This is a genomic window from Streptomyces sp. NPDC060205 (assembly GCF_042728395.1).
Classification (GTDB): Bacteria; Actinomycetota; Actinomycetes; order Streptomycetales; family Streptomycetaceae; genus Streptomyces.
In genome coordinates this window covers 1-24109 of record NZ_JBHWZP010000069.1, presented here as the reverse complement: position 1 = coordinate 24109, position 24109 = coordinate 1, and the positions used below count along the sequence as shown (strand labels likewise).

At 71.8% G+C, this 24109-nt stretch carries 23 protein-coding genes; 12 read left to right on the top strand and 11 right to left on the bottom strand.

What is annotated here, in order from left to right:
- Positions 1–180 precede the first annotated feature (180 nt).
- On the top strand, positions 181–1182 hold the full coding sequence (locus ACFWGJ_RS15025; RefSeq protein WP_387323936.1) for a DUF6215 domain-containing protein: 1002 nt from the start codon (positions 181–183) through the stop codon (positions 1180–1182).
- Here ACFWGJ_RS15025 and ACFWGJ_RS15020 read toward each other — a convergent pair.
- Both ACFWGJ_RS15020 and ACFWGJ_RS15015 read right to left on the bottom strand, forming a co-directional pair.
- On the bottom strand, positions 1171–1614 hold the full coding sequence (locus ACFWGJ_RS15020) for a PIN domain-containing protein (RefSeq protein WP_387323934.1): 444 nt from the start codon (positions 1612–1614) through the stop codon (positions 1171–1173). The genes ACFWGJ_RS15025 and ACFWGJ_RS15020 overlap by 12 nt on opposite strands.
- Positions 1611–1877 (bottom strand): CopG family transcriptional regulator, encoded by a 267-nt coding sequence (locus ACFWGJ_RS15015; protein ID WP_387323932.1) that lies wholly within the window; start codon positions 1875–1877, stop codon positions 1611–1613. Before ACFWGJ_RS15015 ends, ACFWGJ_RS15020 begins: the two co-directional genes overlap by 4 nt.
- Before the next feature lie 156 nt (positions 1878–2033).
- Here ACFWGJ_RS15015 and ACFWGJ_RS15010 point away from each other — a divergent pair, with 156 nt between their 5' ends.
- The 3 genes from ACFWGJ_RS15010 to ACFWGJ_RS15000 all read left to right on the top strand — a co-directional run bounded on the left by ACFWGJ_RS15010 (position 2034) and on the right by ACFWGJ_RS15000 (position 3851).
- On the top strand, positions 2034–2333 hold the full coding sequence (locus ACFWGJ_RS15010; RefSeq protein ID WP_387323930.1) for a hypothetical protein: 300 nt from the start codon (positions 2034–2036) through the stop codon (positions 2331–2333).
- 123 nt (positions 2334–2456) lie between these two features.
- The gene (locus ACFWGJ_RS15005) at positions 2457–2705 is read left to right on the top strand and encodes a hypothetical protein (RefSeq protein WP_381832977.1); all 249 of its coding nucleotides are present in this window, start codon (positions 2457–2459) and stop codon (positions 2703–2705) included.
- Positions 2706–3089: 384 nt separating this feature from the next.
- Complete coding sequence (locus ACFWGJ_RS15000; RefSeq protein ID WP_381832975.1) at positions 3090–3851, top strand: polysaccharide deacetylase family protein; 762 nt, start codon at positions 3090–3092, stop codon at positions 3849–3851.
- 96 nt (positions 3852–3947) lie between these two features.
- On the opposite strand, the gene ACFWGJ_RS14995 is transcribed toward ACFWGJ_RS15000, so the two are convergent.
- The gene (locus ACFWGJ_RS14995) at positions 3948–6272 is read right to left on the bottom strand and encodes a hypothetical protein (RefSeq protein WP_387323927.1); all 2325 of its coding nucleotides are present in this window, start codon (positions 6270–6272) and stop codon (positions 3948–3950) included.
- Positions 6273–6423: 151 nt separating this feature from the next.
- Between ACFWGJ_RS14995 and ACFWGJ_RS14990 the strand changes: the two genes are divergently transcribed.
- The 4 genes from ACFWGJ_RS14990 (at position 6424) to ACFWGJ_RS14975 (ending at position 9383) form a co-directional block, all read left to right on the top strand.
- Positions 6424–6636 carry a hypothetical protein gene (locus ACFWGJ_RS14990; RefSeq protein WP_387323925.1) on the top strand — a complete coding sequence of 71 codons (213 nt, stop codon included), beginning with the start codon at positions 6424–6426 and terminating at the stop codon, positions 6634–6636.
- A gap of 372 nt (positions 6637–7008) precedes the next feature.
- The gene (locus tag ACFWGJ_RS14985; protein ID WP_387323922.1) at positions 7009–7566 is read left to right on the top strand and encodes a DUF4232 domain-containing protein; all 558 of its coding nucleotides are present in this window, start codon (positions 7009–7011) and stop codon (positions 7564–7566) included.
- A 92-nt stretch (positions 7567–7658) separates the two neighbouring features.
- Complete coding sequence (locus ACFWGJ_RS14980; protein WP_387323920.1) at positions 7659–8342, top strand: DUF4232 domain-containing protein; 684 nt, start codon at positions 7659–7661, stop codon at positions 8340–8342.
- Positions 8343–8474: 132 nt separating this feature from the next.
- Positions 8475–9383, top strand: a complete 909-nt coding sequence (locus ACFWGJ_RS14975; protein ID WP_387323917.1) for a peptidoglycan-binding protein — start codon at positions 8475–8477, stop codon at positions 9381–9383.
- Positions 9384–9435: 52 nt separating this feature from the next.
- Here the strand turns inward: ACFWGJ_RS14975 and ACFWGJ_RS14970 are convergent, their stop codons facing one another.
- Both ACFWGJ_RS14970 and ACFWGJ_RS14965 read right to left on the bottom strand, forming a co-directional pair.
- Complete coding sequence (locus ACFWGJ_RS14970) at positions 9436–10092, bottom strand: response regulator (protein WP_387323915.1); 657 nt, start codon at positions 10090–10092, stop codon at positions 9436–9438.
- Complete coding sequence (locus ACFWGJ_RS14965) at positions 10092–12539, bottom strand: sensor histidine kinase (protein ID WP_387323912.1); 2448 nt, start codon at positions 12537–12539, stop codon at positions 10092–10094. The genes ACFWGJ_RS14970 and ACFWGJ_RS14965 overlap by 1 nt, the downstream gene beginning before the upstream one ends.
- Positions 12540–12661: 122 nt before the next feature.
- Here ACFWGJ_RS14965 and ACFWGJ_RS14960 point away from each other — a divergent pair, with 122 nt between their 5' ends.
- Positions 12662–12940 (top strand): hypothetical protein, encoded by a 279-nt coding sequence (locus ACFWGJ_RS14960; protein ID WP_387323910.1) that lies wholly within the window; start codon positions 12662–12664, stop codon positions 12938–12940.
- 18 nt (positions 12941–12958) lie between these two features.
- Here ACFWGJ_RS14960 and ACFWGJ_RS14955 read toward each other — a convergent pair whose 3' ends face one another.
- From ACFWGJ_RS14955 to ACFWGJ_RS14930, 6 genes are all read right to left on the bottom strand, one after another.
- Complete coding sequence (locus ACFWGJ_RS14955; protein WP_387323947.1) at positions 12959–14251, bottom strand: phosphatase PAP2 family protein; 1293 nt, start codon at positions 14249–14251, stop codon at positions 12959–12961.
- Between the two features lie 221 nt (positions 14252–14472).
- Positions 14473–14868 (bottom strand): hypothetical protein, encoded by a 396-nt coding sequence (locus ACFWGJ_RS14950; protein ID WP_387323908.1) that lies wholly within the window; start codon positions 14866–14868, stop codon positions 14473–14475.
- Between the two features lie 171 nt (positions 14869–15039).
- Complete coding sequence (locus ACFWGJ_RS14945) at positions 15040–16995, bottom strand: YncE family protein (protein WP_387323906.1); 1956 nt, start codon at positions 16993–16995, stop codon at positions 15040–15042.
- 212 nt (positions 16996–17207) lie between these two features.
- Positions 17208–18218: a TAXI family TRAP transporter solute-binding subunit gene (locus ACFWGJ_RS14940; RefSeq protein WP_387323904.1), complete on the bottom strand. Its 1011-nt coding sequence runs from the start codon at positions 18216–18218 to the stop codon at positions 17208–17210.
- Positions 18215–19759, bottom strand: a complete 1545-nt coding sequence (locus tag ACFWGJ_RS14935) for a sensor histidine kinase (RefSeq protein WP_387323902.1) — start codon at positions 19757–19759, stop codon at positions 18215–18217. Before ACFWGJ_RS14935 ends, ACFWGJ_RS14940 begins: the two co-directional genes overlap by 4 nt.
- A gap of 10 nt (positions 19760–19769) precedes the next feature.
- Positions 19770–20459 (bottom strand): response regulator transcription factor, encoded by a 690-nt coding sequence (locus ACFWGJ_RS14930; protein ID WP_387323945.1) that lies wholly within the window; start codon positions 20457–20459, stop codon positions 19770–19772.
- 233 nt (positions 20460–20692) lie between these two features.
- Here ACFWGJ_RS14930 and ACFWGJ_RS14925 point away from each other — a divergent pair, with 233 nt between their 5' ends.
- The 3 genes from ACFWGJ_RS14925 to ACFWGJ_RS14915 are packed head-to-tail and all read left to right on the top strand — an operon-like array spanning position 20693 to position 24034.
- Positions 20693–21718: an amidohydrolase family protein gene (locus tag ACFWGJ_RS14925; RefSeq protein WP_387323900.1), complete on the top strand. Its 1026-nt coding sequence runs from the start codon at positions 20693–20695 to the stop codon at positions 21716–21718.
- 8 nt (positions 21719–21726) lie between these two features.
- Complete coding sequence (locus ACFWGJ_RS14920) at positions 21727–22659, top strand: amidohydrolase family protein (RefSeq protein WP_387323897.1); 933 nt, start codon at positions 21727–21729, stop codon at positions 22657–22659.
- 16 nt (positions 22660–22675) lie between these two features.
- Complete coding sequence (locus ACFWGJ_RS14915; RefSeq protein ID WP_381832869.1) at positions 22676–24034, top strand: MFS transporter; 1359 nt, start codon at positions 22676–22678, stop codon at positions 24032–24034.
- Positions 24035–24109: the final 75 nt, after the last annotated feature.

Here is a 24109-nt window from a genome sequence, read left to right as displayed (position 1 = left end):
AGCAGGGGGACGGGTGTCGGGTCACCTGGGGTGAGTGACGCCTGTGTGACCTGCGAGGTGGGGGCATGGTTGCCCCCGGCCTGCGCCCTTTTCGCTGCCCTGCCTCGGCTGGTCGCGTACGCGCCCGGAACTGTGGCTTCCATCACAGCGGATGTGATCTTGGCCTGGTGAGATCACCGGATGCTCGGTTTCCTCATCCGTCTCCTGCCGTTCTGGATCCGTGAGCCTCTGCTCATCGTGATCGGTTCTGTGTTCGGCGTACGGATCATGTATCTCGCCGTCCACGACCACGACTGGGTCGCGGCGGGTATCGGCACGGCGTTTCTCGTGCTCGCAGCGGTAAGTGTCCACAGCGTGGTCCGGGCCCTGCGGGCGCGCCGGAATCCGAGCCCCGCCCCCTCCGCGGATGAGGAGGGGGATCCTCAGCCCCTAGCCGTCACTGGGCCGCTTCCCAGCCCGCCCGCACCGGAGAAGGAGCCCAACGCCTGGGGGCAGGCCGCTGCCGCCGTGGCCGTGTTCGGAGTGATCGCGGTCGTGCTGTGGGCGGCCCCGCGTTACATGCCGTCCACCGACAACGCCCCGCAGGCTCCCTCCTGTTCGGACGGGTCGTCCCACGAGGAGCTTCCGAAGGCCTACAGGGACTCGCCCAAGCCGGTGACCGGCCAGGAGCTGTGCACGGCGCTCAACCGGCCGGACCTGGCCGAACTCCTCGGCACACCGGGAGAGACCGCGACCTCCGTCTCCGGCACCAACAACACCGCTCCCCTGACGGACGAGAAGGTCGCCGCGCCGGAGGCGGCGGTCACGTTCGACACGTACACCGTGAATTTCTCGGCCACGTACAACAAGCTGTCGATCGACCAGTACGTGAAGCTGATGAAGTTCGGTGACGAGACGGACGTCAGGACGCTCACGGTGCTCGGCCGGCCCGCGGTCCTCTCCTCGGCCCACACCATGCAGTTCGAGATCGACCTCGGAGGCAGCGCATCCGGCGGGCCGGTCGAAGAAGGTCCCCTGGCCAGGTCGGTGACCGTGGCACTGGACCGTGCCGACCGGGGCGGCTACTGCGACATCAGCGTGTGGAGCACGTCCGGAACCCTCCCGAACGACAGCGTCCTCCTCGACATCGCCGAGAAGGTCCTTCCGAAGGTCTCGCCTGACCGGACCGCGTCAGAGCGGTAGATCGTCGGGCAGGACCCGGAACGCCTTGTGACGGCCCAGCGGACGTACTGCGCGGAAGTCGCGGCGGTCGAGGGTGAGGATCGCATCGGTGTCGTAGTCGGCGGCCAGGGCCACGTTCACCGCGTCGGCCAGGTCGAGGTCGAGACCGCTGTAGCGGATCCGAACGGATTGCGCGGCCCCCAAGTGGTGCTCCGTGATCTCCGGCATGATGACGCGCCCTCGGTTCAGCCAGCGCCGGAGGTCGTCGACCGCGCTGAGGGCAGCCTCGCGTCCCAGTTCACGCGTGGCGACATGATCGAGTTCGGCCAGCAGAAGCGGCGACATGACCAGGAGACCGGCCGCCATGATCGCCTCGTTCGCTCCCCTGTGATCCGGGTGGGCCGAGTCGAGTGCGGCCAGAAGGCCGGACGTATCGGCGATGACGATGATCACGCGACGGTCCCTGTGCCGCGGTCGGTCTCGCGACGGACGGCGTCGGCGACCGTGTCACGCACCTCGGCCCTGGACGACGTACGGCCCGGCCCCTCAAAGGTGCGCGAGAACAGGGGCTCGTCCCAGGCACGGTTCGCCATCGCCGCGAGGTGGATCCCCTGGCGGATGATCTCGGCCTCGCTTATGCCCCGACGCTTGGCCGCCTCCTTGATGATCGCCAGGTCCTCGGGATCGGCGTAGACGTTCGTGCGCTTCATGGACATGTACCAACAGTAGTCCATGTACCAGATTGGCACATAGCCTTGGTTCTCCTCGCGCGGCGACCGCGGCCGACGCTGCCGACCAGCCCGCGATCCGTTTGACTTGGCCGATCAGGCGTGAGGTGATGCGCTCACCGTGATTTTTTGGGGGGACATCCTGTGTCGTACGGGCCTGTGATGCTCGCCGGTGCCGATTCGCCGAGTGAGCACTTTCAGCTCGCCGCCCTCACTGCGATGGCCGCGGTCGTCTTCATCGGGCTGGGGCGGAGGCAACGCCGTACCGGGCGCAGTCTGATCGCTCCGGACGAAACGATGAGAGCGGGCGATCGCCTCGTCCAGGCGCCGCCGCCCAGTCGGGGCCATCGCACCGCCGGGTGCGCGTGGATCTGCGTCGGAGCCGTCTTCGTCCTGCCCGCGGTCTTCAACACCGTGGCGGCGATCCACCAGCTCATCGGCTGAGCGTCCGGAAAGCCAGGGCCGGTTGCATGGGGGACGGTGATGCCGGCGCGCCACGATCCCGACCGATCGGGTACGTGAGCCGGCAAAAGCACACACCCCGGCACGGCAAGTACCCTGCCGCGCATGGCGACTTCTCCAGATCACGTCGGCAGCAGAGAAGACCTCGCGTCCTTTGTCCGCTGCCTTCATCACGGCTGTGTCGAGGACGGCGACTCCTGGGAGAACGGCGACCTCGCCGGGTTCCTGGAGGCTCTGGCCGCTTGGATCGACGACGCGGACGGCTGGTACGGCAACGCCGGCCGCGAGATTCCCACCAATGGTGACTGGAGCTTCTTCGCGCGGGCTCTGCGAGCAGCGACCCTCTACGAGTAGTGCGTTACGTCCCCGCTCCCGCACGCCGGCTGTCGAAGTCGCGGCGGCTCAGCCAGACGTACGCCCCGAGGGCCGGCGAGGCCCGGGCCATGAGGTCCGCCGAGGTGAGCAGCAGCAGTGCCCCGCTCAGGTACGCCGCAAGGTGCTTCGCCGCTCGGCCCGGCAGTGTGCAGACAACAGCACAGTACGCGTGTCACAGCAGACCGGCCCGGGCCCGTCCGTCACGGCAATTCCGGCTGCCGGCCGCCCAGTTGTCCGTGAACCTCTGCGGGATTGTCCTTGATCCGTAACGGGGGCGTCCGGGCGGCTTTGTTCCTCGTACTGTTCTGGATGTCGCCGGGTGACCGGGGAGTTGGTGGGTAACTTCGGGGGAGCGGGGCGGATATGGCGCGGCACAGTGGCGGACGCGGCTGGCACGGCAAGGTGATCGGTGCGGCGCTCGGGGTGGCGCTGGCCGCCACCGGCGCCTCGGTGTGGACCGCGCAAGCCGGGATCGTGGAAGGTTCGTCGAAGCCGGCCGCCTCGGAGACCGCCGTCAAGCCGGTCGCGGAGACCATCGTGCACGCCTCCGACAAGGGCGCGCGCGGAGTCAACATCACCATCGACGACGGCCCCGACCCCGTGTGGACCCCGCAGATGCTCGACGTGCTGCGGGAGAACGGGGTGAAGGCCACCTTCTGCATGGTGGGTACGCAGGCCGAGGCCCACCCCGATCTCGTGAAGAAGGTCGTCGCGGCCGGCCACCGGCTCTGCGACCACTCCGTGTCGCACGACACCACCATGGACAAGCAGTCCCAGGCCTACCAGAAGCAGCAGATCCTCGACGCCGAGCGCATGATCATCAAGGCGTCCGGGGGCGTACGGCCCATGTACTACCGGGCGCCGGGCGGTGCGTTCACCCCGTACAGCCGCAAGCTGGCCGCCTCCCACGGGATGCGTCCGCTGGGCTGGAACGTGGACACCAAGGACTTCGAGGGTCCGAGCGCGGCCACCATGGTCGACACCGTCGAGCAGGAACTGCCCGACGGGCCGACGATCCTCTTCCACGACGCGGGCGGCGACCGCTCCCAGACCGTCGAGGCCCTGCGCCAGATCCTCCCCCAGCTCAAGGCGGAGGGCCACACCTTCGGGTTCCCTGTGCACTGATCATGTGCGCCGATCATCGTGCACCGATCATCGGGACTGGTCGCCGTGCGCCGACCGGTCCCCTTGACGGGCCGGAGCCCGTCAAGGGGAGTGACTTCAGCGCACGTCCACGTAGTCGCCCGTCGCGTTCGCCGCGGCCGTCGTCGACGTGGCGGTGAAGCTGTAGCGCCAGTAGCCGTCCGTGGACGCCTTGACCGTGGTCTTCAGGTTTCCGGAGCTGTCCGTGGTGACCGTCTTCACGGTCGTGTACGCGGACGTCCCCTTCTTGCGGAACTGCAGTTTCACCTTCTGGGCCGTGTAGCCGTGGTAGCCGCCGCGCGTCTCCCAGTCCACGCGGGACAGCTTGCCCGTGACGGTCAGGGTCTTGCCCTTGGTCACCGGCTCGGGAGCCGCGTTGGCCGTCAGCTTCGCGTCCCGCAGGACGGGCACGGTCTTGGCCGCGTGTACGTCGGCAAGGCCCTTGCCGTCCGCCGACTCCGCCCACGCCGCCACCTTCCACGTACCGGCGAACGCGTTGCGCCCGAGCGTCCAGCGCGGCTGGATGTACGCGAACTGCGTCGCACAGGTGGACGTGGTCGCGTCGGCCTTCGTGCAGGTCGCGGCCCAGGTGCCGTGGAGAACGGCGTCGGGGGTGTCGTACGAGCCCTTGTACAGGTACATGTCTCCGCCCGCGATCCCCGCGGGGTCGGTGGCGGTGAACTTCGCCGTGAACTCCTGCAGCGGCTGGTCGGTCAGCTCGACCGCCTTGCCCCCGTTGACCACGACGTTCGAGATGCGGGTCGCGCCCACGCTCTCGTCGCCCTGCGGGACCGGGCCCGCGAACGCCCGCGTGACGGTCCGGCGCAGAACGCCGCCCCGGTCGTCGGCGGCGGTGACGCGCAGCGAGACGAAGGAGGCCGTCGCGGGGACGTCGACCGTCGCCGAGCCGTCCGCCGCGAGGGCCGCGTCCGTCCAGGTCGCGCCGTCGTCCGTGGAGAAGGCGAGCCCGGTGACGCGGGTGTTCGCCTCCGCCGCGTCCGTGTTGCGGGTCGTCGCGCTCGTGTCGACCCGTACCGGACCGGCGCTCACGCGGCTGAGACCGTCCAGCCCGGCCACCTTCACCTGCGTGTCGATGAGCGGGAGTTCGCCGCTCTCCGTGTAGTCCGAGCGGAACGTCCACTCGCTGCGCACGTCCGTCGACAGCCGGGTGTACGAGGCCCTGCGGTGCGCCGTCTGGTCGAGGGTGTACGTCTTCTGCTGCGAGGGCAGCGCGGCCGACATCAGCGTGGCGTAGGCGTCGAGGCCGTCGGCCTGGGCGTAGGTGACACCGTCGGAGGAGCTGAGCCGGTACGAGTACGTCGCGCGGCCGTCGGTGCCCCGGTGGCCGGCCGTGTCGCCGAAGGTGTGCGGCTCGTACAGCCAGGCCTTGCCGGAGGTGCGCTGCGAGCCGCCCCACTCCCGGCGGACCGGCTGCGCGGGCGCCCCGCCCACGGTCTCGCCCGTGCCCGTCCCGGCGGACAGCGTGCGGTCCGGGAGGTCGAGGGTCGTCCCGTCGCCGCCGTAGGAGAACAGGCGGCCGTAGGTGACGCCCGGAGTGGCGTACTCGGTGAACGAGCCGGCCGTCGGCACCGCGGAGCCGATGTAGACGCCCGTCCACTCGCCGAAGTCGGGGACGCTCTGCAGGGCGGCCGTCGTCCGCGTGCCCGGGGCGGCGACCTGGGTGACGGTCTTCGCCAGGGACGACGTACGGACCGTCTTGACGGGTGTGGCGGGCACGGTGGTGGTGAAACTGTGCGTGAGGTCGTAGCGGTAGGGGCTGGGCGTGTTCGCGGAGGCGCCGGCCTTGCCGAGCAGCTCGTGCAGGCGCAGCGAGACACCGCTCACCGAGAACGGGGTGACGTACACCTTGTCGGCCGCCGAGCCCGCGAAGCCGGCCAGGCCGCCGCCCGGGACACTGATCCACACGGCGGACGCCTCACGGGTGGCCGTGGTGTCGTCGGTGCGGATCGCGGTCTCCTTGGCCGCGCGCTGGTCGAAGCTGACGGTCTTCGCCGCCGAACCGACCGTGAAGCTGCTGGTGAGCAGGTAGCTCGGCGCAAGCCAGTCGTTGTGCAGCGCGACCGAGAAGTAGTCGCCCGGCGGCAGCTTCACCGTGGACGTGTCGCTCGTGGGGGAGTCCTTGACCTCGTACGCGGTCCAGGTCTTGCGGTCCCAGACGTAGAACGACTTGGACGTCACGTCGGCGTGCGTGATGGTCAGCTTGACCGTGTACGTCGCGGCAGCCGCCTTCGCCGTGGTGGTGGCAGCAGTTGTGGTGGCGGCCGTCGTGGCGGCCCGCCGGGTGTCACCGGTTTTCGCCGGCAGCGGGAGCGTCGCGGTCGTACCGTCGGAGGCCGGCTGCCCGGCCGGCCGCACGGACACCGTGCCGTTCAGTGACGCCACGGAGTAACGGGATCCCCGAGTCCCGCCCTGCGGGCCCGCCGTCACCCGGACGTTGCGTCCGTCGACGAGTTCGACGCGGCCGTCGTCACCCAGCTCGGCACTCCGTCCGGCACTCTGCCCGGCACTCCGTCCGGTGCGGAGTTCACCGCCCGTGCCCTCGTTCGGCGCCGGCGAGACCACTCCCACCGTGGCCCGCCCACCGTCCGACCCCGACCCCGACCCCGACCCCGAAGCCGTCGCGGTCGCGGTCGCGGTCGCGGTCGCGGTCGCCGCGAGCGTCGGCGTGGGTGCGAGCAGCGCCGAGGCGGTCAGCGCCGCCCCGCACAGCCCCGCCGCCGCGCATCTTCGAAACCGCCGCGCGTGAAAAACGGACATCAATTGCCCCCCTGATGTTCCCACTTGACTGTCCCCTGGGACCGCCCCCGGCACAGCTGTCACGGGCGACGGTCAGCACACTCTAAATGGTGCTGCGGCGGCGTTCCGTCCGGCGTTCCAGGCAGGTCAAGTTTCCGCAGGTCAGGGCCCGTTTGAGTATTCCAGCGTCCCGTAATTCCCGGTGGAGTGGCGGATGGGACGGCGGGCGGCACAAGGTGGTGTCGTTCCCAGCACGGCGCTTCGCCGCGGGCCACCCGCCGAGCATCACTCGCCGCGAGCCACCCGCCGAGGCGCACACTCGCCGCGGGCCACCCGCCGAGTGCGTGCCACCCACCTGATGTGCAGAGAAAGCAGTCCACTCATGCGTAAGAGCACGCGTTCCTTCTCCCGTACCGCCGCCTCCTCGCTGGCCGTCGCCGCCCTCGCGCTCGTCGGGTTCCAGGCGACCGGGCAGGCCGCCTCCGCCGCTTCCACGGCCGCGGGCGCCAAGGCGTCCTCGATCGCCACCTGCACGACGGCGAACACCCAGGTGACGGTCAGCACGGTGTCCCGGCCCATCAACCACCTGCTGCTGAAGGCCACCAACACGGGCGCCAAGCCGTGCTACGCCTACAGTGCCCCCTTCCTGCGGGCCGGCGCCGACGCCCAGGCCCCGCTGCAGTGGGTCGAGGACAGCACTCCGCAGTCCGTGCTGATGCTGGAGCCCGGCCAGTCCGCGTACGCCGGCGTCCTGACGTACTCCCCCGACGGTGAGGGCGGCAGCCAGGTGAAGAACCTCGGCGTGATCCTCACCGACAGGACGGGCCACGCGACCGCCACGGAGAAGACCCTGCGGCTGCCGGGCGGCGGTGTCTTCTTCAACAGCTCCGCCGCCGTCACGTACTGGCAGGACAACGCGGCGGACGCCCTCGTCTGGTAGCCCGGGGCTCCCGGCCGGGACCGCCGCGGACCCGGCCGCGCGACCACACCACACCTCTCATCACGTCACCTCACCTCACCCAAGGGAACTTCATGTCTGGCAACCGTCGCAGGGCCTTCCTCGTCTCCGCCGTCGTCGTGGGCAGCGCGCTGCTGATGACCGCGTGCCAGGACACGGACGGCAAGGCCGAGGACACCGGCGCCGGGCCGGGTTCCTCCTCCGCCGGTTCGGCGGACGGCGGGACGGCCCCGTCCGGCTCGTCGGGCGCGGGCGGCGACCGGGCCGCGGACAAGAACAAGGGCTCCGACGCGGGCAAGGGGTCCGGGAACACGGACGGCTCCGGCGCCGACACCGGTGACGGTACGCGGGAGAAGGTCGAACAGGGCTGCGGCGCCAACGACATCACCTGGTCCACCCGGTCCGAGAGCCAGGCCGGCGGATACGTCCTGATCATCGCCAAGGCGAAGTCGGGGATCACCTGCTGGCTGCCGGCCGAGCTGCCGACCGTGGCGTTCGGGTCCGACGGCACCGAGGCGGGGCCCGCGGAGCAGAGCGTCGGCGAGCCGGTCAAGCTGACCGGGAACGTCACCGCCTACGCGGGCGTGAACCCGAAGACCACGAACGCGGACGGTGGCAAGGAGCTGGAGAGCATCATCGTCGGCGTCGGCAACGACGACCCGAACCCGGTGAGCCTGCCCGTCGACACCATCACCGTCGACGAGCCGATCGTCACCAACTGGCACACCTCCCCCACGGACGCCGTTCCCTTCGGCTGACCGGTCCGCGCGGTCCGGGGGTCCGGGGGGTCCCGGGGTTTGGGCGGTCCGGGCGGTCCGCGCTCTGAGTCGATGTGCCGTCGTGGCCGTTCTTCAAGGGTGTGCAGGACGTACTCGACCCAGGAGTCTGCGATGAGCACCAAGACAGGGCCCCAGCGATACCCCTCCGCGAGCCGGACCAACTGGTACCAGGACGATTTCGGCGGTGACCCGATGCAGGTCAACGTCGTCGTCCTGCACACCACGGAGGGTTCCGCCCTGCCCGGTTACGGCGGTGGCGCCTCGGCGCCGAACCTGACCGCCGTTCCCGACCTCGCCGCCAAGAAGCTGAAGTGGTACCAGCACTTCGACATCGAGACCTCCTCCCGCGCGCTGGTCAATCTGGCGGGCGGCGTCGAGACGAACACCCTGAACGTGTGCCAGGTCGAACTGGTCGGCACCTGCGACCCGACGACGCACACGAAGTGGAAGGCGGCGGGCCGGGCGCACATCTACTGGCCGGACGCGCCGGACTGGGCGCTGCAGGGGGTCGCCCGCTTCCTCTCCTGGATGCACGAGGAGCACGGCGTACCGCTGTCCGGCCCCAAGTCCTGGCCCGCGTACCCCACTTCGTACGCGAACGGTGGCGGTCAGCGGATGTCGGGGGCGAAGTGGACGGCCTTCAAGGGGGTCTGCGGGCACCTGCACGTGCCGGAGAACGTCCACGGCGACCCCGGCGCGATCGACTTCGCCAGGATCCTCAAGTACGCGAAGGCCGACCTGGACGTCGACGACGACACCCCGGGGACGACCACGCCCGCGGTTCCCGCGTTCCCCGGCCGCAAGTACTTCGTGGCCGGGGCGTCGAACGCGTATGTGCTGCAGCTCGGCAAGCAGTTGGTGAAGCGCGGCTTCGGCGACCACTACAAGGTCGGCCCGAGCAAGAACTGGGGCGAGGCGGACCGGCTGAACGTGCGCGACTTCCAGAAGTCGCGCAAGGAACTGCGCGGCGACGCCGACGGCTTCCCCGGCCCCCTGACCTGGCGCCTGCTGTTCTCCTGACCGGCCGCCCGGCGGACGGGCGGGCGTGCGGCCCGGTGGGCGGGCGTGCCGTCTAGTGGGCCGGCGTTCCCCCGGGGCGGATCAGGCCCGTCTCGTACGCCAGGATCGTCGCCTGCACCCGGTCCCGCAGCCCCAGCTTGGTGAGCAGAGCGTTGACGTGGGTCTTCACGGTTCCGGTGGTCACGCCGAGGGCGTCCGCGATCTCCGCGTTGGCCAGGCCCGCGGCGATGTGGAGCAGCACTTCCCTCTCGCGCGGGGTGAGGTGGCCGAGCACGCCCGTGACGGCGGGCGGCGGGGGCGCACCCTGCGCGAAGGTGTCGATCAGGCGGCGGGTGACGGCCGGGGCGAGGATCCCCTCGCCGGAGGCCACCACGCGCAGGGCGGACAGGAGTTCCTCGGGCTGGGCGTCCTTGAGGAGGAAGCCCGAGGCTCCGGCCCGCAGTGCCTCGTACACGTACGCGTCGAGGTCGAAGGTGGTGAGGACCAGGACCCGGGGTCCGGGTTTGAGCGCGGTGATGAAACGGGTCGCGGTCAGGCCGTCCATGCCGGGCATCCGGATGTCCATCAGGACCAGGTCGGGGGCCTCCCGGGTGGCCAGTTCGACGGCGGTCGCGCCGTCCCCGGCCTCGCCGACCACGGTCATGTCGGGTTCGGCGTCGACGATGGCGGCGAACCCGGCACGGACCACCGCCTGGTCGTCGACGACCATCACACGTGTGGCGACGGGGACACCTCCTGGGACGGGGCCGGGACCGGGCCCGGACCTGTTTCGGCCGCCAGTGGCAGCACCACCCGTACGGTACCGGCAGGTTCGAGGGCCATGCGGGCCCCGACGGCGGTGGCGTGCGCGCGCAGGCGGTCCGCGGCCGGGCCGTGCACCGCGAGGCGCACGCCGGTGACCGTGAGGCGCAGTGCTCTCCGGCGCCGCCGCAGTCGCACCCGGGCGGGCCCGCGGTCACCGGCGCCGAGTGCCGTCTCCACCAGCCGGTACGCCGTCAGCGCCACCGGCTCCGGCAGCCCGGCGGCGGATCCGGGGAGCCCGCGCACGGTCACCTTCCGTCCGGTGAGGCCCGCCGTCCGGCACAGCGCGTCGAGGGCGAGGGGGAGATCCGCAGGGGCCGTGGGGGGCTGCTGCCGGGCCGGGTCCGGCAGTTCGCCGTTCATCTCGTGGAGCAGTTCCCGCATGGCCTTGAGCGTGGCGCGGGCCTCGGTGGCCACCGCGTCCAGCTCTCCGCGCCGGGCGAGCTCGACGAGCGCCGAGGTGCGGTCGAGCACGGCGTCCCGCAGCCGTGCCGCCAGCAGGTGGCGTTCGGCGCCCGCCGCGTACTGCGCCTCCCAGCGGGAGACGCTGAGCGCGAGGTCGTCGCGGGCGACGGCACGCAGGCGCCGGCCGCGGACGATCAGCCCGGCTCCCCAGGCCAGGACGAAGACCAGGAACAGCAGTATCCCCAGCGGCACGACGACCACCACCAGGGTGAGCATGGAGGGCGTCTCGCCGACCAGCGCGCCGTCGGCGGCGGCCGTCACGGTCAGCGCGGCGGCGCCCGCGCCCGCGGTCACGAACGGCGAGGGCCAGGTGGACGCGGCGCCACGGCCGTAGGCCGCCAGGGCGTACACGGCCAGGGTCTCGGCCACCAGGCCGCCCGCCAGGAAGGGGGACACCTGGCCCGACAGCCGGGCCGCCGTGCAGACCACCGGCCACAGCCACGACGAGGCCAGCACCGCGGCGAGCACCGTCCAGGGCGCCCGGCGCCGCCACAGCAGCGGCAGCGCGTGCAGGGTGAGCAGCGCGGACACCACGCCGATGCCCCGGAGGCCGGTGGTGCCGTCGTGGCGTTGCCAGTCCTCCGCGTCCGCCAGCAGCACGATCAGGGGGAGCACGGCCGCGGTGAAGGCGAGCGCGAGGTCCGTCAGCCGCTGCTCGCGCGGGAAGTCGCGCCGCCGGGGCCGTACGCCGGGCCGGCGGGGTCCCGTGGTGTCGGGCAGTGTGGCGCGGACGCGCCAGCCCCCGTCGGGCCCGGGGCCCGCGGTCAGTTCCCCGCCGAGGGCCGTCGCGCGTTCGCGCATGCCCGTGACGCCCCTGCCGGATCCCACGCCTCCGAAGTCGGCCGTGCCGCGCGCGGCGGTGTTGTCGACGGTCAGCTCCAGCGTCCCGTCCGCGACACCTCCCGCAGCCCCGTCCGCGGTCCTGTCGGCGGTCGTCCTGTCCGCTGTCCCGTCCACCCGGCGTACGGCGACCCTTACGGCCGATCCGGGCGCGTAGCGCAGGGCGTTGGTGAGGGCTTCGCGCACGATGCCGTGGACCGCCTCGGCGGCGGGTCCGGCCAGGTCGTCGGGCAGGTCGATGGCGATCGGGCGGCCCAGGCGGCCGAATCCGGAGACGAGGTCCTGGATGCGTCCGGTCATCGGGCGGGCGTCGGCGGGGTTCATGTCCCGCATCACCGCGACCAGCCGCTGGATCGCCGCCAGGGTCTCCCGGCCGGTCCGTTCGGCGAACTCCAGGGCTTCGGCGACGAGTTCGGGTCTGCGTTCACCGAGTCTGCGGGCCACGTCCACGGCGACCACGACCGAGGTCAGGTGGTGCGCGCCGACGTCGTGCAGTTCCCGCGCGAGCCTGCCGCGTTCGGATTCCCCGGCGCGCTGTCTGCTCTCCTCCGCGCCGGCCAGCAGCCGGGCCGCCGACCGCCGCCCGGCGAGATACTGCCGCCGCGCCAGCCCGAGGCCCACGCAGACGACGTACGTGGCCGCCTGCACCGTCAGTTGGGTGGCGAGCGCGGGGTGCGGTCCGAGCCGTACGGCCGCCAGCAGCCAGGACGAGCCGACGGCGGCGGCCAGGGCGCCCGCGGTGACCGCGGTGGGGCGGCGGACCGCGACGGAGTAGAGGGCGACCGGCAGACCCAGGTCGGTGTACGCGTCGTACTGCATGGCCTGGCCCAGGACCGAGGTCCCCAGGACCCACACCAGCGCCCGTGCGGGAGCGCGTCGGCGCATGCTGAGCGCGACCGTCTCCACCGCGACCGCGGCGAGCACGCCGACGACACCGGCCGGGCCCGGTGGGGCGTTGTCCAGCAGACCGGCCTCGTCGCCGACGCACAGCAGCATCACCTGCACGGCGGCGAGCAGCCCGGGAAGCGCCCAGTTCCGTGTGGTCTCCATGTCAGGTCGTCTCCCTGTCGGGCACGAGCGTAAGGCCCGGCGGTTTCTCCACCCTCGGGTAGAGGCCACGGTCCTCCGCCGCGCCGACGACTCCTCGTCCGGCGGGCGGAATGCTTGCGGGCATGGACATCACCACGCTCACCGTCGTGCTCAGCGCCGTCGTGGTCGTCGCGGCCGGGTTCCTCGTCGCCTCCAACGAACCCCCGCTGTGGCTCTACGCGCTCGGCTGCGCGGGCTCCTGGCCGCTGAGCCACGTACTGCTCGACGGGCCCGACTTCACCGCCGCCCTCGGGGACGGGTCCGTCGGCGCGTGGGCCGTACGGCTCGCCGTCACCTCCGCCGTCATGGCCCTGCTGAGCTTTTTCGTCGACAAGGACCGCCGGGCCGGGGACACCGCCTGACGGCCGGTCCCCCGGCGCTCAGGCCGGTTCGGGCTGCGGGTCCAGCTGCGGCGCCGGCGCGGGCTTCGGCTCCCATGCCGTCGTGGTCCGTACGTAGCCGTAGATCACCGAGGTCATCGCCAGGAGGACGAGGGGTCCGTAGATCCACGGGTGGCGGGCCATCTCCGACGGCAGGAAGCGGTACGCGACCAGGAGCCCGGCGAAGACGGCCGCGCCATGGGCGGCCAGCCGGATCCCCGAGCGGTCCCAGCCGCGGTCGTAGGCACGCAGGGCCGCCTCTATCGTGAGGACGAACACCACACCGGCGACGAGGTCCGCCCCGTAGTGGTAGCCGAATCCGAGGGTCGCGGTGAGTGTCGCGATCAGCCAGAACGCGCCCGCGAACCGGATGAGCCGCGGGCCCTTCCGGGAGTGGATGAAGATCGTGACGGCCCACGCCGTGTGCAGGCTGGGCATGCAGTTGCGCGGGGTGATGCCGTCGAAGCCCATGGGCTGCGGGGCACCGATGGGCGGCGGTGTCCGCGGCCACAGATCGCCCACCGCCCACTGGACGCTGGACGGGGCGCTCTGGGCCCACACGCTGACCGACGCCCAGTGCTCGGCGCCGTTGCCGAAGGCGAAGACCGGCCCGACGACCGGGAAGAGCATGTAGACGGCCGGTCCGAGGAGACCGATCACCAGGAAGGTGCGCACCAGGTGATGGACCGGGAAGCGGCGCTCGGTGGCCACGTTGCGCAGTTGGTACAGGGCGACGACGACCGCGGCCACGGCGAGCTGGCCGTAGACGAAGTCGAGGAGACCGAAGCCGAGCGGGCCGGTCGCGGTGACGAGCCTGCCCACCGGCCAGGAGAGGTTGCCCAGCGCGTGGTCGGCGGTCGCCATGTACTGGTCGAGCACCATCGGGCGGGTCTTGGAGGTGATGAGCAGCCAGGTGTCGCCGGTCTTGCGGCCGACCACCAGCAGCAGGCCGAGCCCGACGCCCTTCAGCAGCAGCACGCGATCCGGCCCGGTGCGGCGGGTGAAGGCCATGACCGCACAGCCGAGGATCACCCACAGCGCGCCGTTGCCGAACGGGTGGCCGTCGGTGATCCTGATGCCGGCCGCCCAGCGGACCAGCCAGAAGACGACGTCGATCCCGATCGCGGCACCGATCGCGACGAACCGCTGCCGCCAGGGGAGCACCACCAGCGTCAGCGCCATGCTCGCGTAGAGCAGCCCGCCCGACTTGGGGGCGAAGACCACTTCTCGTACCTGGTTGGTGATCGGCCCCGGCAGACCGTAGTGACGTGCGGCGATCTCCAGCGCGATCATGAAGCCGAGGGCCGCCGCACCCACCACGGCCCAGAGTCTCACCCGTCGCCGGCGCCACAGGGAGGGCGCGGCGCCGGGTTCTATTCGGGCGGGGACCTGCGATTTTATAGGTTTCAAGTTTTCAGTCGATTTGGTAGGTGTTGATCCGGCGGATGTCGCGCGGGCCCGAGCCGGGCCTCTCGGCTGAGGAAGACGGGGAGATCACCGTTCGGGTTCCGGCCTCACCCCTGGCCCCGGTGCCGCAGCCGCGCCATCAGCAGGGCCCCGCCGACGGTGGCGCCCACCGCGCCCGCCGCTCCCACCGCTCCCACTGCCAGGAATCCGCCGTTCGACCGCCAGGACAGCACCGACCAGCGGGACTGCGCGGAGAACAGCGATCCCGTACTCAGCCATGAGCCGGTGGAGATCAGCGACAGGGACGAGCCGATCGAGCCTACCGACAGGGCGCTGCCGATCGAACCGACGGACAGGGCCGAACCGACGGACCCCACGGACAGCACCGAGCCCACCGACCCGATCGACAGCACGGAGTCCTGGGACCACAGCGACAGCACCGATCCGGCGGACCCGGCACCGGCGGAGCCACGGCCGGCCGATCGTACGGACAGCTTTTTCATAGGGACATCTTGCCTGCCCGGTGCCCCCGCCCGGGAGATCCCGTACACGCTCACGTGCACGGGACATCCTTGCGGACAGGACGTGCACACGGCGTGGGAGCACCTGGCGGCGTCCCTGCCCGACGCCTGACCGGCCGGTCGATCGGCCCGGCCAGGCGTCGGGTCACGCACCTAGTTGGTGAAGGTGATGTACTTCCAGGCGCCGTGGGTCGTGGAGTTGACCGTGTCGCCCGACGAGCCGTTGATGTACGACGAGCGGACGCGGGCCCGGATGCCGGACTCGCCCGGCGCCTCCAGGGACACGACCGACTTGCCGTTGGTGCCGACGGCGAAGTACTCGGAGCCCGAGTCGTACCAGGAGCCCTGGTAGTACACCTGGAGCTGGAAGCGCTGCTTGCGGCCCGAGTAGTAGTTCATCGTGGTGGTGAACTTCGGGTCGGTGTTCTTGCGGAACCACTGGTACGTCGTGGAGCCGATCTTCGCCGTCTTGTAGTGCTTGGAGACGGTGGTGGAGACCTTCGCCCTGGCGTACGCCGTCGACTTCACGGTCTTGCCGGCGTAGCGGGCGTCGCCGGCGAAGACCGCGGTGACGGTGGTGTCACGGGTCATGTCGACGGTCGCCGACAGGTTGCCACTGGAGTTGACCTTGGCCGTCTTCAGCAGCTTCTTCGGCTTGTCGGAGCCGAAGGGGTCCGCGTAGATCGCGACCGTACGGTTCTTGTACGTCGTCCCGAGGTGCGCGGTGAAGGAGACGTCCTTGCCGTACGCGTACACCTTGCCGTTGTTGCCGAGCGTCAGCGTGGTCGCCTTGCGGGAGACCTCCACCGCGTCGGAGCCGGAGACGGCGCCGTGCGTGGCGTCGCCCGCGTAGGACACCTTGTAGGTGACCTTGCCGCCGGCGGGCGGGGTGTCCGTGAAGGAGAAGCTGCCGTCGGCCTTCGTCTTGACGGCGGCCAGCGCCTTGCCGCTCGGCGACTCGACGTCCGTACGGGTCACGCTCAGGGAGGTGCCCGCGGGGAGCGCCGACTTCGAGGTCAGCTTGCCGGTGACGGTGAGCTTCTTGGCGCGGTCCGACTTCGTGGGGGCCGACACCTTGAGGGTGGGCAGCTCCTTCGTCGGGTCGGACAGGGCGCGCAGCGTGTACGTGCCGTAGGTGTTCACGGAGACCGCGAAGACCTGGCTCGCGTCCGGCGCCCAGGCGAGCGCCCCCTCCACGAGGGTGTCGGCGCCGCTGCTGTTGCCGGTGTTGGGGAAGTCGTACTCCCGCACCGGTGTCTGGTCTCCGGGCCGGTGGATGTGGACGTCCGGGTCGTACCAGGAGCTGCTGCCGCCCGCCACGCTGCCGTCGGGCGCGACGCGCACCGCGTTCGGGTAGGCGTCGATGGGGTAACCGGTCTGCTCGGCCAGGTCGGTGGCCGCGTAGGCACCGATGCCGTAGCCGTACTCCGGGTCGCCCCACGAGGTGAGGACCTGGGCGCCGTCGGGCGTCAGGTCGATCTGCCGTACCGCGGTGTCCATGCTGCCCTTGACCCGCAGCGCGGCCCCGTCGGCGGACACGTCGTACACGGCGAGGTCGCCGCCGTTGCCGACCGCCAGGACGCCGGGTACGGCCGGGTCGGAGGCCAGGTACATGCCGAAGCCGCCGGAGAAGCCGACGTCCCCGCGCTGGGCGAGGTGTACGACGGGCTCGGCGCCCGAGACGTCGAGCGAGCCGATGTCGGTGCCGTGGGCGAACCAGATCCGGCCGTCCACCACCTCCAGGTCACCGGGGGCCGCGCCCACCGGGTAGCTGGCGGTCTGGGTGTACGTGCCGGTCTCCACCGAGACGATGCGGTTGCCGTTCTTGACCGCCGCGTACACCTGGCCGGAGTCGGCGGACAGCGCGAGGCCGCTCACGCCGGGCAGCCCGGTCAGGGTGGCCCGTACGGCACCCGTGTAGTCGGTGACGACGATCTTGCCGCCGGTGGGATCGGAGACGTACACGCGCCGGTGGACGCCGTCCACGACGATGTCGCCCACGGACGTCACCGGCAGTACCTTCGCGGAGTCGGCCGAGGCCGGACCCGCTGTGCCCGCGGCCAGAGCCGCGGAACTGAGGACGACCGCGAGTGTCGTCGCGATCGACATGCTGCGCCTGCGCACAGTGATGTGACCCCCCACAAAGAAGCCCGGTACTCGCCGGGCGTGCTCGAAGCGGCCGCGGGTTCCCCTCGCACCGTCGACGGTGCGTACCTGCGGCCGAAGACGCAGCGTATGGCATGACAGTGACAAAGGTGACCGGGTTAATGCCGGGCCCCCGCCGAAGCACCCGCCGGGCGCGGGGTGCGGGGCACGCGCGCTCAGCCGTGCAGGGCCCGGTACGCCTCCGCCGCCCCGGGATGCAGGGCGATCCCGCCGGTGCCGATCAGGCTGCCGACGTCGAGGAACTGGGTGCCGACGGCGTTGTCGGGGACGAGGTCCGTCGCGCGCAGGACCAGCAGCCGGGTCAGCGCCTCGGCGACGGCGTGCGGCAGATCGGGGCGGCACACCAGCAGGTTGGACACCCCGATGGTCGCCACTGCGCCCGCCGACCGGTACGCGCCCTGCGGCAGGGACACCTCCTCAAGGCCGGAGCCGGCCCGGCCCTCGCGCCCGCCCAGCCGGGGCAGCAGCCCGGCCAGCGGCAGGAACCGCAGGCCCGGCCGTTCGTCGAGGTCGGACAGTGTCGGCAGCGGCACCCCGCCCGCGACGATCAGGGCGTCGACCGAGCCCGCCCGCATCGCCATGGCCGCGTCGGCCAGCGGGAGATGGAGCACGGGTACGTCGGTGCCCGGGGTGAGGCCCGCGGCGTGCAGGATCCGGGCGCCGAGCACGGCCGCGCCCGACCCGGTCGCGCCGAGCGAGACGGGGTGCCCGGCCAGGTCGGCCACCTCGCGCACGGGGGAGTCGGCGCGCACCACGAACTGCAGATAGGTCTCGTAGACCCGGCCGATCGCGCGCAGCGGCACCGGCCGCGGGAGGAGGTCGGTGCCCTGGGCGGCCAGCGCGGTGTCCGTGAGGACGAGTCCGAGGTCGGCACGGCGGTCGCGGAGCAGCTCGATGTTGGTGAGGCTGCCCGCGGTGGTGCGGACGCGGCAGTTCAGCCGGGGGTACGCGGACTCCAGTTCCGCGGTCAGGAGGCGGCCGAACGCCTCGTAGAACGCGGTCGGTTCACCCGTCGCGATGCGCAGGACGCCACTCGGCCCGGGGCGCAATCCGGACGCGTCGGCGGTGAGCGCGCCCCCGAGAACGGCGACGCCGGCGGTGCCGAGGGCGGCGTGCAGGAGGGTGCGGCGGTCGAGGGGGCGGGATGCCGGACGGGGGCGGGTCATCGGGCATCACCGCTGCCGCCCGCGCAGCCCGCATCGCTCGTACCGCTCTGGCCGCTCGTGCCGCCCGCATCGCTCGTACCGCCCACGCCGCCCGGGCGGCCCGGGCCGCTTGCTCCGCCCGCTCCACCTGGTGCCGCGCGCGGCACCAGGGCCCTCGCCCGCAGTCCCCGCGGTCGCGCCGCCGTCAGTTCCAGTCGGCCGCCCCGGCCCGCCAGCAGTTGTTCGGCGATGGCCAGGCCCAGGCCCGTACCCGCCGTGCGGTTCTCGCGCTGGCGGCCCGAGCGCCAGAAGCGGGTGGTGGCCAGGGCGAGTTCGTCCGTGCCGAGGCCGGGACCGTCGTCCGTCACCGTCAGGACGGCGAAGCCCGGCCCTGGTTCGGAGCCGGACCCGGTGGCGCAGGCGAGGGAGATCTCCGCGCCCTCGCCCGCGTACTTGATGGCGTTGTCCAGCAGGATGTCCGCGATCTGGGCGAGTTCGCGGTCCGTGCAGGCGGCCGGGACCGGGGATGCGGTGGAGGTGAGGGTCAGCCGGGCTCCGGCGCGTTCGGCGACCGGCTTCCACAGGCGGTGGCGGTCCGCCGCCACCGCCACCGCGTCGCAGTGGCCGCCCGAGCCGTCGGTCACCGTCAGTTCCCCGGCCCGGTGTTCGGCGGTGGCGAGGGCGAGCAGGTCGTCGAGCAGGGTCTCAAGACGGTCGAGTTCGGTGGTGACCCCGGTGTACGTGCGCTCGCCCGACGGGGCCAGGTGCGTGTGCAGGGCGTCGACGCGCAGCCGCAGCGCCGCCATCGGGTTGCGCATCTGGTGGGACGTGTCGGCGACGAGCCTGCGCTGCTGCTCCAGGGCCGCCGTGACGGTACGGGCCATGCGGTTGAAGCCGATGGCGAGCTGGCGCAGTTCGGGCGGGCCGCCGGCCCTGGTCTGCTCGGGCGGGAGTCCGGCGGCGAGCTGGCCCACCGCCCGGTCGAGCCGGCGCAGCGGGCTGACCACCCACCCCGTCGCGGCCCGCGCGAGGACCGCGCAGGCGACGGCGACCAGCGCGGCCCCGGCGAGGACGGCGGCCCAGCGCCGGGTGATCTCGTCGGCGGCGGTGCCGACCGAGGCCCGCAGCACGACGGCCCCGGAGACGCGGGTCCCGGTGCCGGCGGGCTCGGCGAACATCCGGTACCCCCGTGACCAGGGACGCAGTGCCGCCGAGGGATGCTCGGTCTGGTTGCGCAGCGCCGCGTCGAGCAGCCGGGCGACCGCGGGGTCGGCGGCCCGCATGCCGCCGGTCTGGACGACGGTCCTGCGGCGCGTGTCGGTGACGACGAGCGGTTCGCCGTACAGCGCGGTGTAGCGCCGGGCCTCGGCGGCGACGGCCGAGGTGTCGCCGGTCGCCGCGGCCTGGTCCATGAGGGCCGCGAACCGGTCGAGGTCGGCGCTGCGGGCGAGCACGAGCTGCTGGGTGCGGTCGGAGGCGGTGAACAGCAGCAGCGGTACGGCGAACGCGGCCACCGCGATCACGACGAACAGCAGCAGTGCGGCCTGGACCCTCGTGCGCACGCCTCGCCCCTCAGTCCTCGTCGGCCCTCGTCGAGGCGCCGAAGCGGTAGCCGAAGCCCCGGATCGTCGTGAGCAGGCCGGGGCGGCGCAGCTTGGCGCGCAACTGGGTGAGATGGACGTCCAGGGAGCGGGACACCCCGTGGTGGGCGTCGCCCCACACCTCGTCGAGCAGCTGCTCGCGGCTGACGGCCGTGCCCGCGCGCCCGGCCAGCACGGCGAGGATGTCGAACTCCTTGGTGGTCAGCTCGACCTCCGCCCCGCCGACCCGGACCCGGCGCGCGTCCAGCTCCACCTCGACGTCGGCGGCGCGGACGGTCCGTACGGCGGGGGCGGCGGGCGCGTTCCTCGCGCTGTTACGCCGGGTGACGGTGTCGATGCGGGCGAGGAGTTCGGCGAGGCGCACCGGCTTCACGAGGTAGTCGTCGGCGCCGAGGCGCAGCCCGCGCACCACCGACCGTTCGTCGCCGCGCGCGGTGAGCACCACCACCGGCAGGTCGCTCACCGCCCGCAGCGCGCGCAGCACGTCCAGGCCGTCGGTGTCGGGCAGCCCCAGGTCGAGAAGGAGCAGGTCGGAGCTTCGGTGGTAGGTGAGCACGTCCCGGCCGTAGCGGACCCGTCGGGTCTCGTGGCCGTGGTCGTACAGGGCCTCGACGAGCGCCGCGGCCACGCCGTCGTCGTCCTCGGCCAGCAGTACCTGCACCCGGTCCACCTCCTTCGGCCGCTCCCGTGCCACGCGCGGGTCAAGCGCGCGCCACTCCCGGTCGTGGCCACTTTCCGTAGCCACCGAACCGAATGTAGACCACACCGGCCCCGCACCCGCCGGAGTGTTAAGGGGACGTTAGTTCTGTGTGCGGTCCTCTCGTGCGGCGCCGCGGACCGGGGTGAGGCTGCACGGCACCCAGCAGTGCAGCTCGGCTCGCGAAGGACCCCGTCATGATCATCGACTGTCACGGTCACTACACGACCGCCCCTCCCGCCCTGGGCGCCTGGCGCGACCGCCAGATCGCCGCCCTCACGGATCCGTCGGCCGCCCCCGGCCCCGCGGACCTGCGCATCGGCGACGACGAACTGCGCGAGAGCATCGAGCCGAACCAGGTGCGGCTGATGGACGAGCGCGGCATCGACGTCACGGTCTTCTCGCCCCGCGCGTCCTTCATGGCCCACCACGTCGGGGACTTCACGACGTCCGCCGCCTGGGCCGCGCTCTGCAACGAACTCTGCTTCCGCGTCGCGCAGTTGTACCCGGAGCGCTTCGTGCCCGCCGCGATGCTCCCGCAGTCGCCGGGCACCGACCCCGCGACCTGCGTCCCCGAACTCACCCGCTGCGTGGAGGAGTACGGCGCGGTCGCGGTGAACCTGAATCCGGACCCGTCGGGCGGCCACTGGACGGCCCCGCCCCTCACCGACCGCTCGTGGTACCCGCTCTACGAGAAGCTGGCCGAGTACGACATCCCCGCGATGATCCACGTCAGTACGAGCGTCAACCCGGCCTTCCACACCACCGGCGCGCACTATCTCAACGCCGACACCACGGCGTTCATGCAGCTCGTCCAGGGCGACCTGTTCGCCGACTTCCCGACGCTGCGCTTCGTGATCCCGCACGGCGGCGGCGCGGTCCCCTACCACTGGGGCCGCTTCCGGGGCCTGGCGATGGCACTGGGCAAACCCCCGCTCGAAGAACACGTCCTGGGCAACGTCTACTTCGACACCTGCGTCTACCACCAGGCCGGCTCGGACCTCCTGTACGACGTGATCCCGGCCCGCAACCTCCTCTTCGCCTCGGAGATGATCGGCGCGGTCCGCGACATCGACCCGTGCACCGGCCACCACTTCGACGACACCCGCCGGTACGCCGAGGCCGCGGACCTCTCCCCGGACGACCTGGCGGCGGTCCAGGAGCACAACGCCCGCGCCGTGTACCCGCGGCTGGACGCCCTGCTGAAGCGACAGGGGCGGTGAGGCGGCCGATGGCTTCCCTCGCGCCCAAGACCCCCGGCTGGCTGGACTGGTACGAGAATCCGTCCACCCCCGCCTTCCGGCTGCCGCCGGGGGCCGTCGACACGCACTGCCATGTCTTCGGCCCGCAGGCGGAGTTCCCCTTCGCGCCGGAGCGCAAGTACACGCCCTGCGACGGCGGCAAGGAGGACCTGTTCGCGCTCCGCGACCACCTGGGGTTGTCCCGCAACGTCATCGTGCAGGCCACCTGCCACGGCGCGGACAACAGCGCCATGGTCGACGCGGTCCGCTCGTCCGGAGGCCGGGCGCGCGGCATCGCGACGGTCCGCCCGGACATCGGCGAGAGCGAACTCCTCGCCCTGGACGCGGCGGGTGTGCGCGGGGTGCGCTTCAACTTCGTACGCCGTCTGGTGGACACCTCGCCCGCCGACGACCTGCTCACCATCGCCAAGAAGGTCGCCCCGCTGGGCTGGCACGTCGTCCTCTACTTCGAGAGCGCCGACCTGCCCGAGCTTGAGGGCTTCTTCGCGTCGCTGCCCGTGCCCCTCGTGGTGGACCACATGGGCCGGCCGGACGTGACACGGCCGGTGGACGGCCCGCAGTTCACCCGCTTCCTGCGGTTCGTCGAGGACAACGACGTGTGGGTGAAGGTGAGCTGCCCGGAGCGCCTGACCGTCACGGGCCCGCCCGCCCTGCACGGTGCACTGCGCGGTGAACGCCACGCCTACACCGACGTCGTCCCCTTCGCCCGCCGCGTCGTGGCGGAGTTCCCCGACCGGGTGCTCTGGGGCACGGACTGGCCGCACCCCAACCTCACCGACCACATGCCGGACGACGGCCTGCTCGTCGACCACATCCCCCATGTGGCCGTCACGGCCGAGCAGCGGCACAAACTCCTGGTCGCCAACCCCATGGGCCTGTACTGGCCCGGCGAGGACTTCTGACATGCAGCACGCCGACATGCGGCACTCCAACGCGCTGAACCGGCTGGACCGGCTGCCGGTCTCCCGCTTCCACAAGGTCACCCTGCTCGCCGTCGCCTTCGCGTACTTCTTCGAGTTCGCGGACATCAACAGCTTCGCCACCACCGCGCCGAAACTGATCAAACTGTGGGGCCTGACCGTCGACCAGGTCGCCTACGTCACCTCGCTCTCCTTCGTCGGCATGTTCATCGGGGCGATCGTCGCCGGGTCCATAGCCGACCGGTGGGGCCGCAAACGGGCCCTGATCTGGACCACGCTGTTCTTCGGCATCTCGTCGTTCGCGGCGGTGTTCTCCTGGGACCTGGTCTCGCTCGGCGTGTTCCGCGTCCTGACCTCGGCGGGCCTGTCGGCGATGACCGTCGTCGGGGTCGTCTACGTCAACGAGATGTACCCGTCGGCGATCCGCGGCAAGTACCAGGCGTACGCCATCGCCATCGGCATCTGCGGCACCCCCGTCACCAACCTCATCGCCAGCGCGGTCGTCCCGCTCAACGACTGGTCGTGGCGGCTGGTCTACCTGTGGGGTTCGCTGGGTGTCCTGCTCGTCCTCTTCTCCGGCCGCCTCAAGGAGTCCCCGCGCTGGCTGGAGAGCCGGGGCGAGCACGCGGCGGCGGACGCCGTCCTGACGGAGATCGAGACGGCCGTGGCGGCGGAGAAGGGCCCGCTGCCCGAGCCCGCGCCGCCGGTCGCCGAGACACCGTCGACGAAGGCGCCCCTGCGGCTGCTCCTCCAGAAGAAGTACCTGCTCCCGACGCTGCTCCTGTCCGTCCTGTGGATGACGCAGACCATCGGCTTCTTCGGCTATTCGAGCTGGGCGCCGACCCTGCTGGCCAAGGAGGGCTTCAGCGTGGAGAAGTCCGTCTTCTACGTGGCGCTGACCACGGTCGGAGCGCCGCTCGGCTGCTATCTCGCGTCGCTGGTCACCGACCGGTTCGAGCGCAAGTGGTGCCTGGTGGCCTTCGGTACGGTCATCGCGGTGTGCGGGCTGTTGTACGGGCTCACCTTCAACCCGGTGCTCATCATCGTGTTCGGCTTCCTCGTGAACCTCTTCGAGCGCGGGTACACGGCGCTGGCGTACGCGTACTCGCCCGAGCTCTTCGACACGCGGGCGCGGTCGCTGGGCACGAGCGTGTCCTACGGGCTGGGGCGGCTGTCGAACGCGGCGGGTCCGCTGATCGTCGCCGCGCTGTACACCGGGCACGGGTATCGGAGCGTCTTCTACTTCATCGCCGGGACGTGGCTGGTGGGGGCGGTGACGCTGGCGGCGTTCGGTGCGCGGACGCGCGCGACGCGCTTGGCTGCGGCGGAGTCTCAGCGGGTCCGCGTCCCGGTGTGAGGTGCGGGCCCACTGTGGCTGGCCGCGCAGTTCCCCGCGCCCCTAAGAGGGGCTGCGCCCCATCAGGGGCGCGGG

What these genes read in the sequence shown, in the direction of transcription:
- ACFWGJ_RS14945 (WP_387323906.1), bottom strand. Translation starts at nt 16,995, where the DNA reads ATGTCGATCGCGACGACACTCGCGGTCGTCCTCAGTTCCGCGGCTCTG.
- ACFWGJ_RS14985 (WP_387323922.1), top strand. Translation starts at nt 7,009, where the DNA reads ATGCGTAAGAGCACGCGTTCCTTCTCCCGTACCGCCGCCTCCTCGCTG.
- ACFWGJ_RS15025 (WP_387323936.1), top strand. Translation starts at nt 181, where the DNA reads ATGCTCGGTTTCCTCATCCGTCTCCTGCCGTTCTGGATCCGTGAGCCT.
- ACFWGJ_RS14980 (WP_387323920.1), top strand. Translation starts at nt 7,659, where the DNA reads ATGTCTGGCAACCGTCGCAGGGCCTTCCTCGTCTCCGCCGTCGTCGTG.
- ACFWGJ_RS14940 (WP_387323904.1), bottom strand. Translation starts at nt 18,218, where the DNA reads ATGACCCGCCCCCGTCCGGCATCCCGCCCCCTCGACCGCCGCACCCTC.
- ACFWGJ_RS14975 (WP_387323917.1), top strand. Translation starts at nt 8,475, where the DNA reads ATGAGCACCAAGACAGGGCCCCAGCGATACCCCTCCGCGAGCCGGACC.
- ACFWGJ_RS15005 (WP_381832977.1), top strand. Translation starts at nt 2,457, where the DNA reads ATGGCGACTTCTCCAGATCACGTCGGCAGCAGAGAAGACCTCGCGTCC.
- ACFWGJ_RS14960 (WP_387323910.1), top strand. Translation starts at nt 12,662, where the DNA reads ATGGACATCACCACGCTCACCGTCGTGCTCAGCGCCGTCGTGGTCGTC.
- ACFWGJ_RS14925 (WP_387323900.1), top strand. Translation starts at nt 20,693, where the DNA reads ATGATCATCGACTGTCACGGTCACTACACGACCGCCCCTCCCGCCCTG.
- ACFWGJ_RS14950 (WP_387323908.1), bottom strand. Translation starts at nt 14,868, where the DNA reads ATGAAAAAGCTGTCCGTACGATCGGCCGGCCGTGGCTCCGCCGGTGCC.
- ACFWGJ_RS14915 (WP_381832869.1), top strand. Translation starts at nt 22,676, where the DNA reads ATGCGGCACTCCAACGCGCTGAACCGGCTGGACCGGCTGCCGGTCTCC.
- ACFWGJ_RS14965 (WP_387323912.1), bottom strand. Translation starts at nt 12,539, where the DNA reads ATGGAGACCACACGGAACTGGGCGCTTCCCGGGCTGCTCGCCGCCGTG.
- ACFWGJ_RS15015 (WP_387323932.1), bottom strand. Translation starts at nt 1,877, where the DNA reads ATGTCCATGAAGCGCACGAACGTCTACGCCGATCCCGAGGACCTGGCG.
- ACFWGJ_RS15000 (WP_381832975.1), top strand. Translation starts at nt 3,090, where the DNA reads ATGGCGCGGCACAGTGGCGGACGCGGCTGGCACGGCAAGGTGATCGGT.
- ACFWGJ_RS14920 (WP_387323897.1), top strand. Translation starts at nt 21,727, where the DNA reads ATGGCTTCCCTCGCGCCCAAGACCCCCGGCTGGCTGGACTGGTACGAG.
- ACFWGJ_RS14970 (WP_387323915.1), bottom strand. Translation starts at nt 10,092, where the DNA reads ATGGTCGTCGACGACCAGGCGGTGGTCCGTGCCGGGTTCGCCGCCATC.
- ACFWGJ_RS14955 (WP_387323947.1), bottom strand. Translation starts at nt 14,251, where the DNA reads ATGATCGCGCTGGAGATCGCCGCACGTCACTACGGTCTGCCGGGGCCG.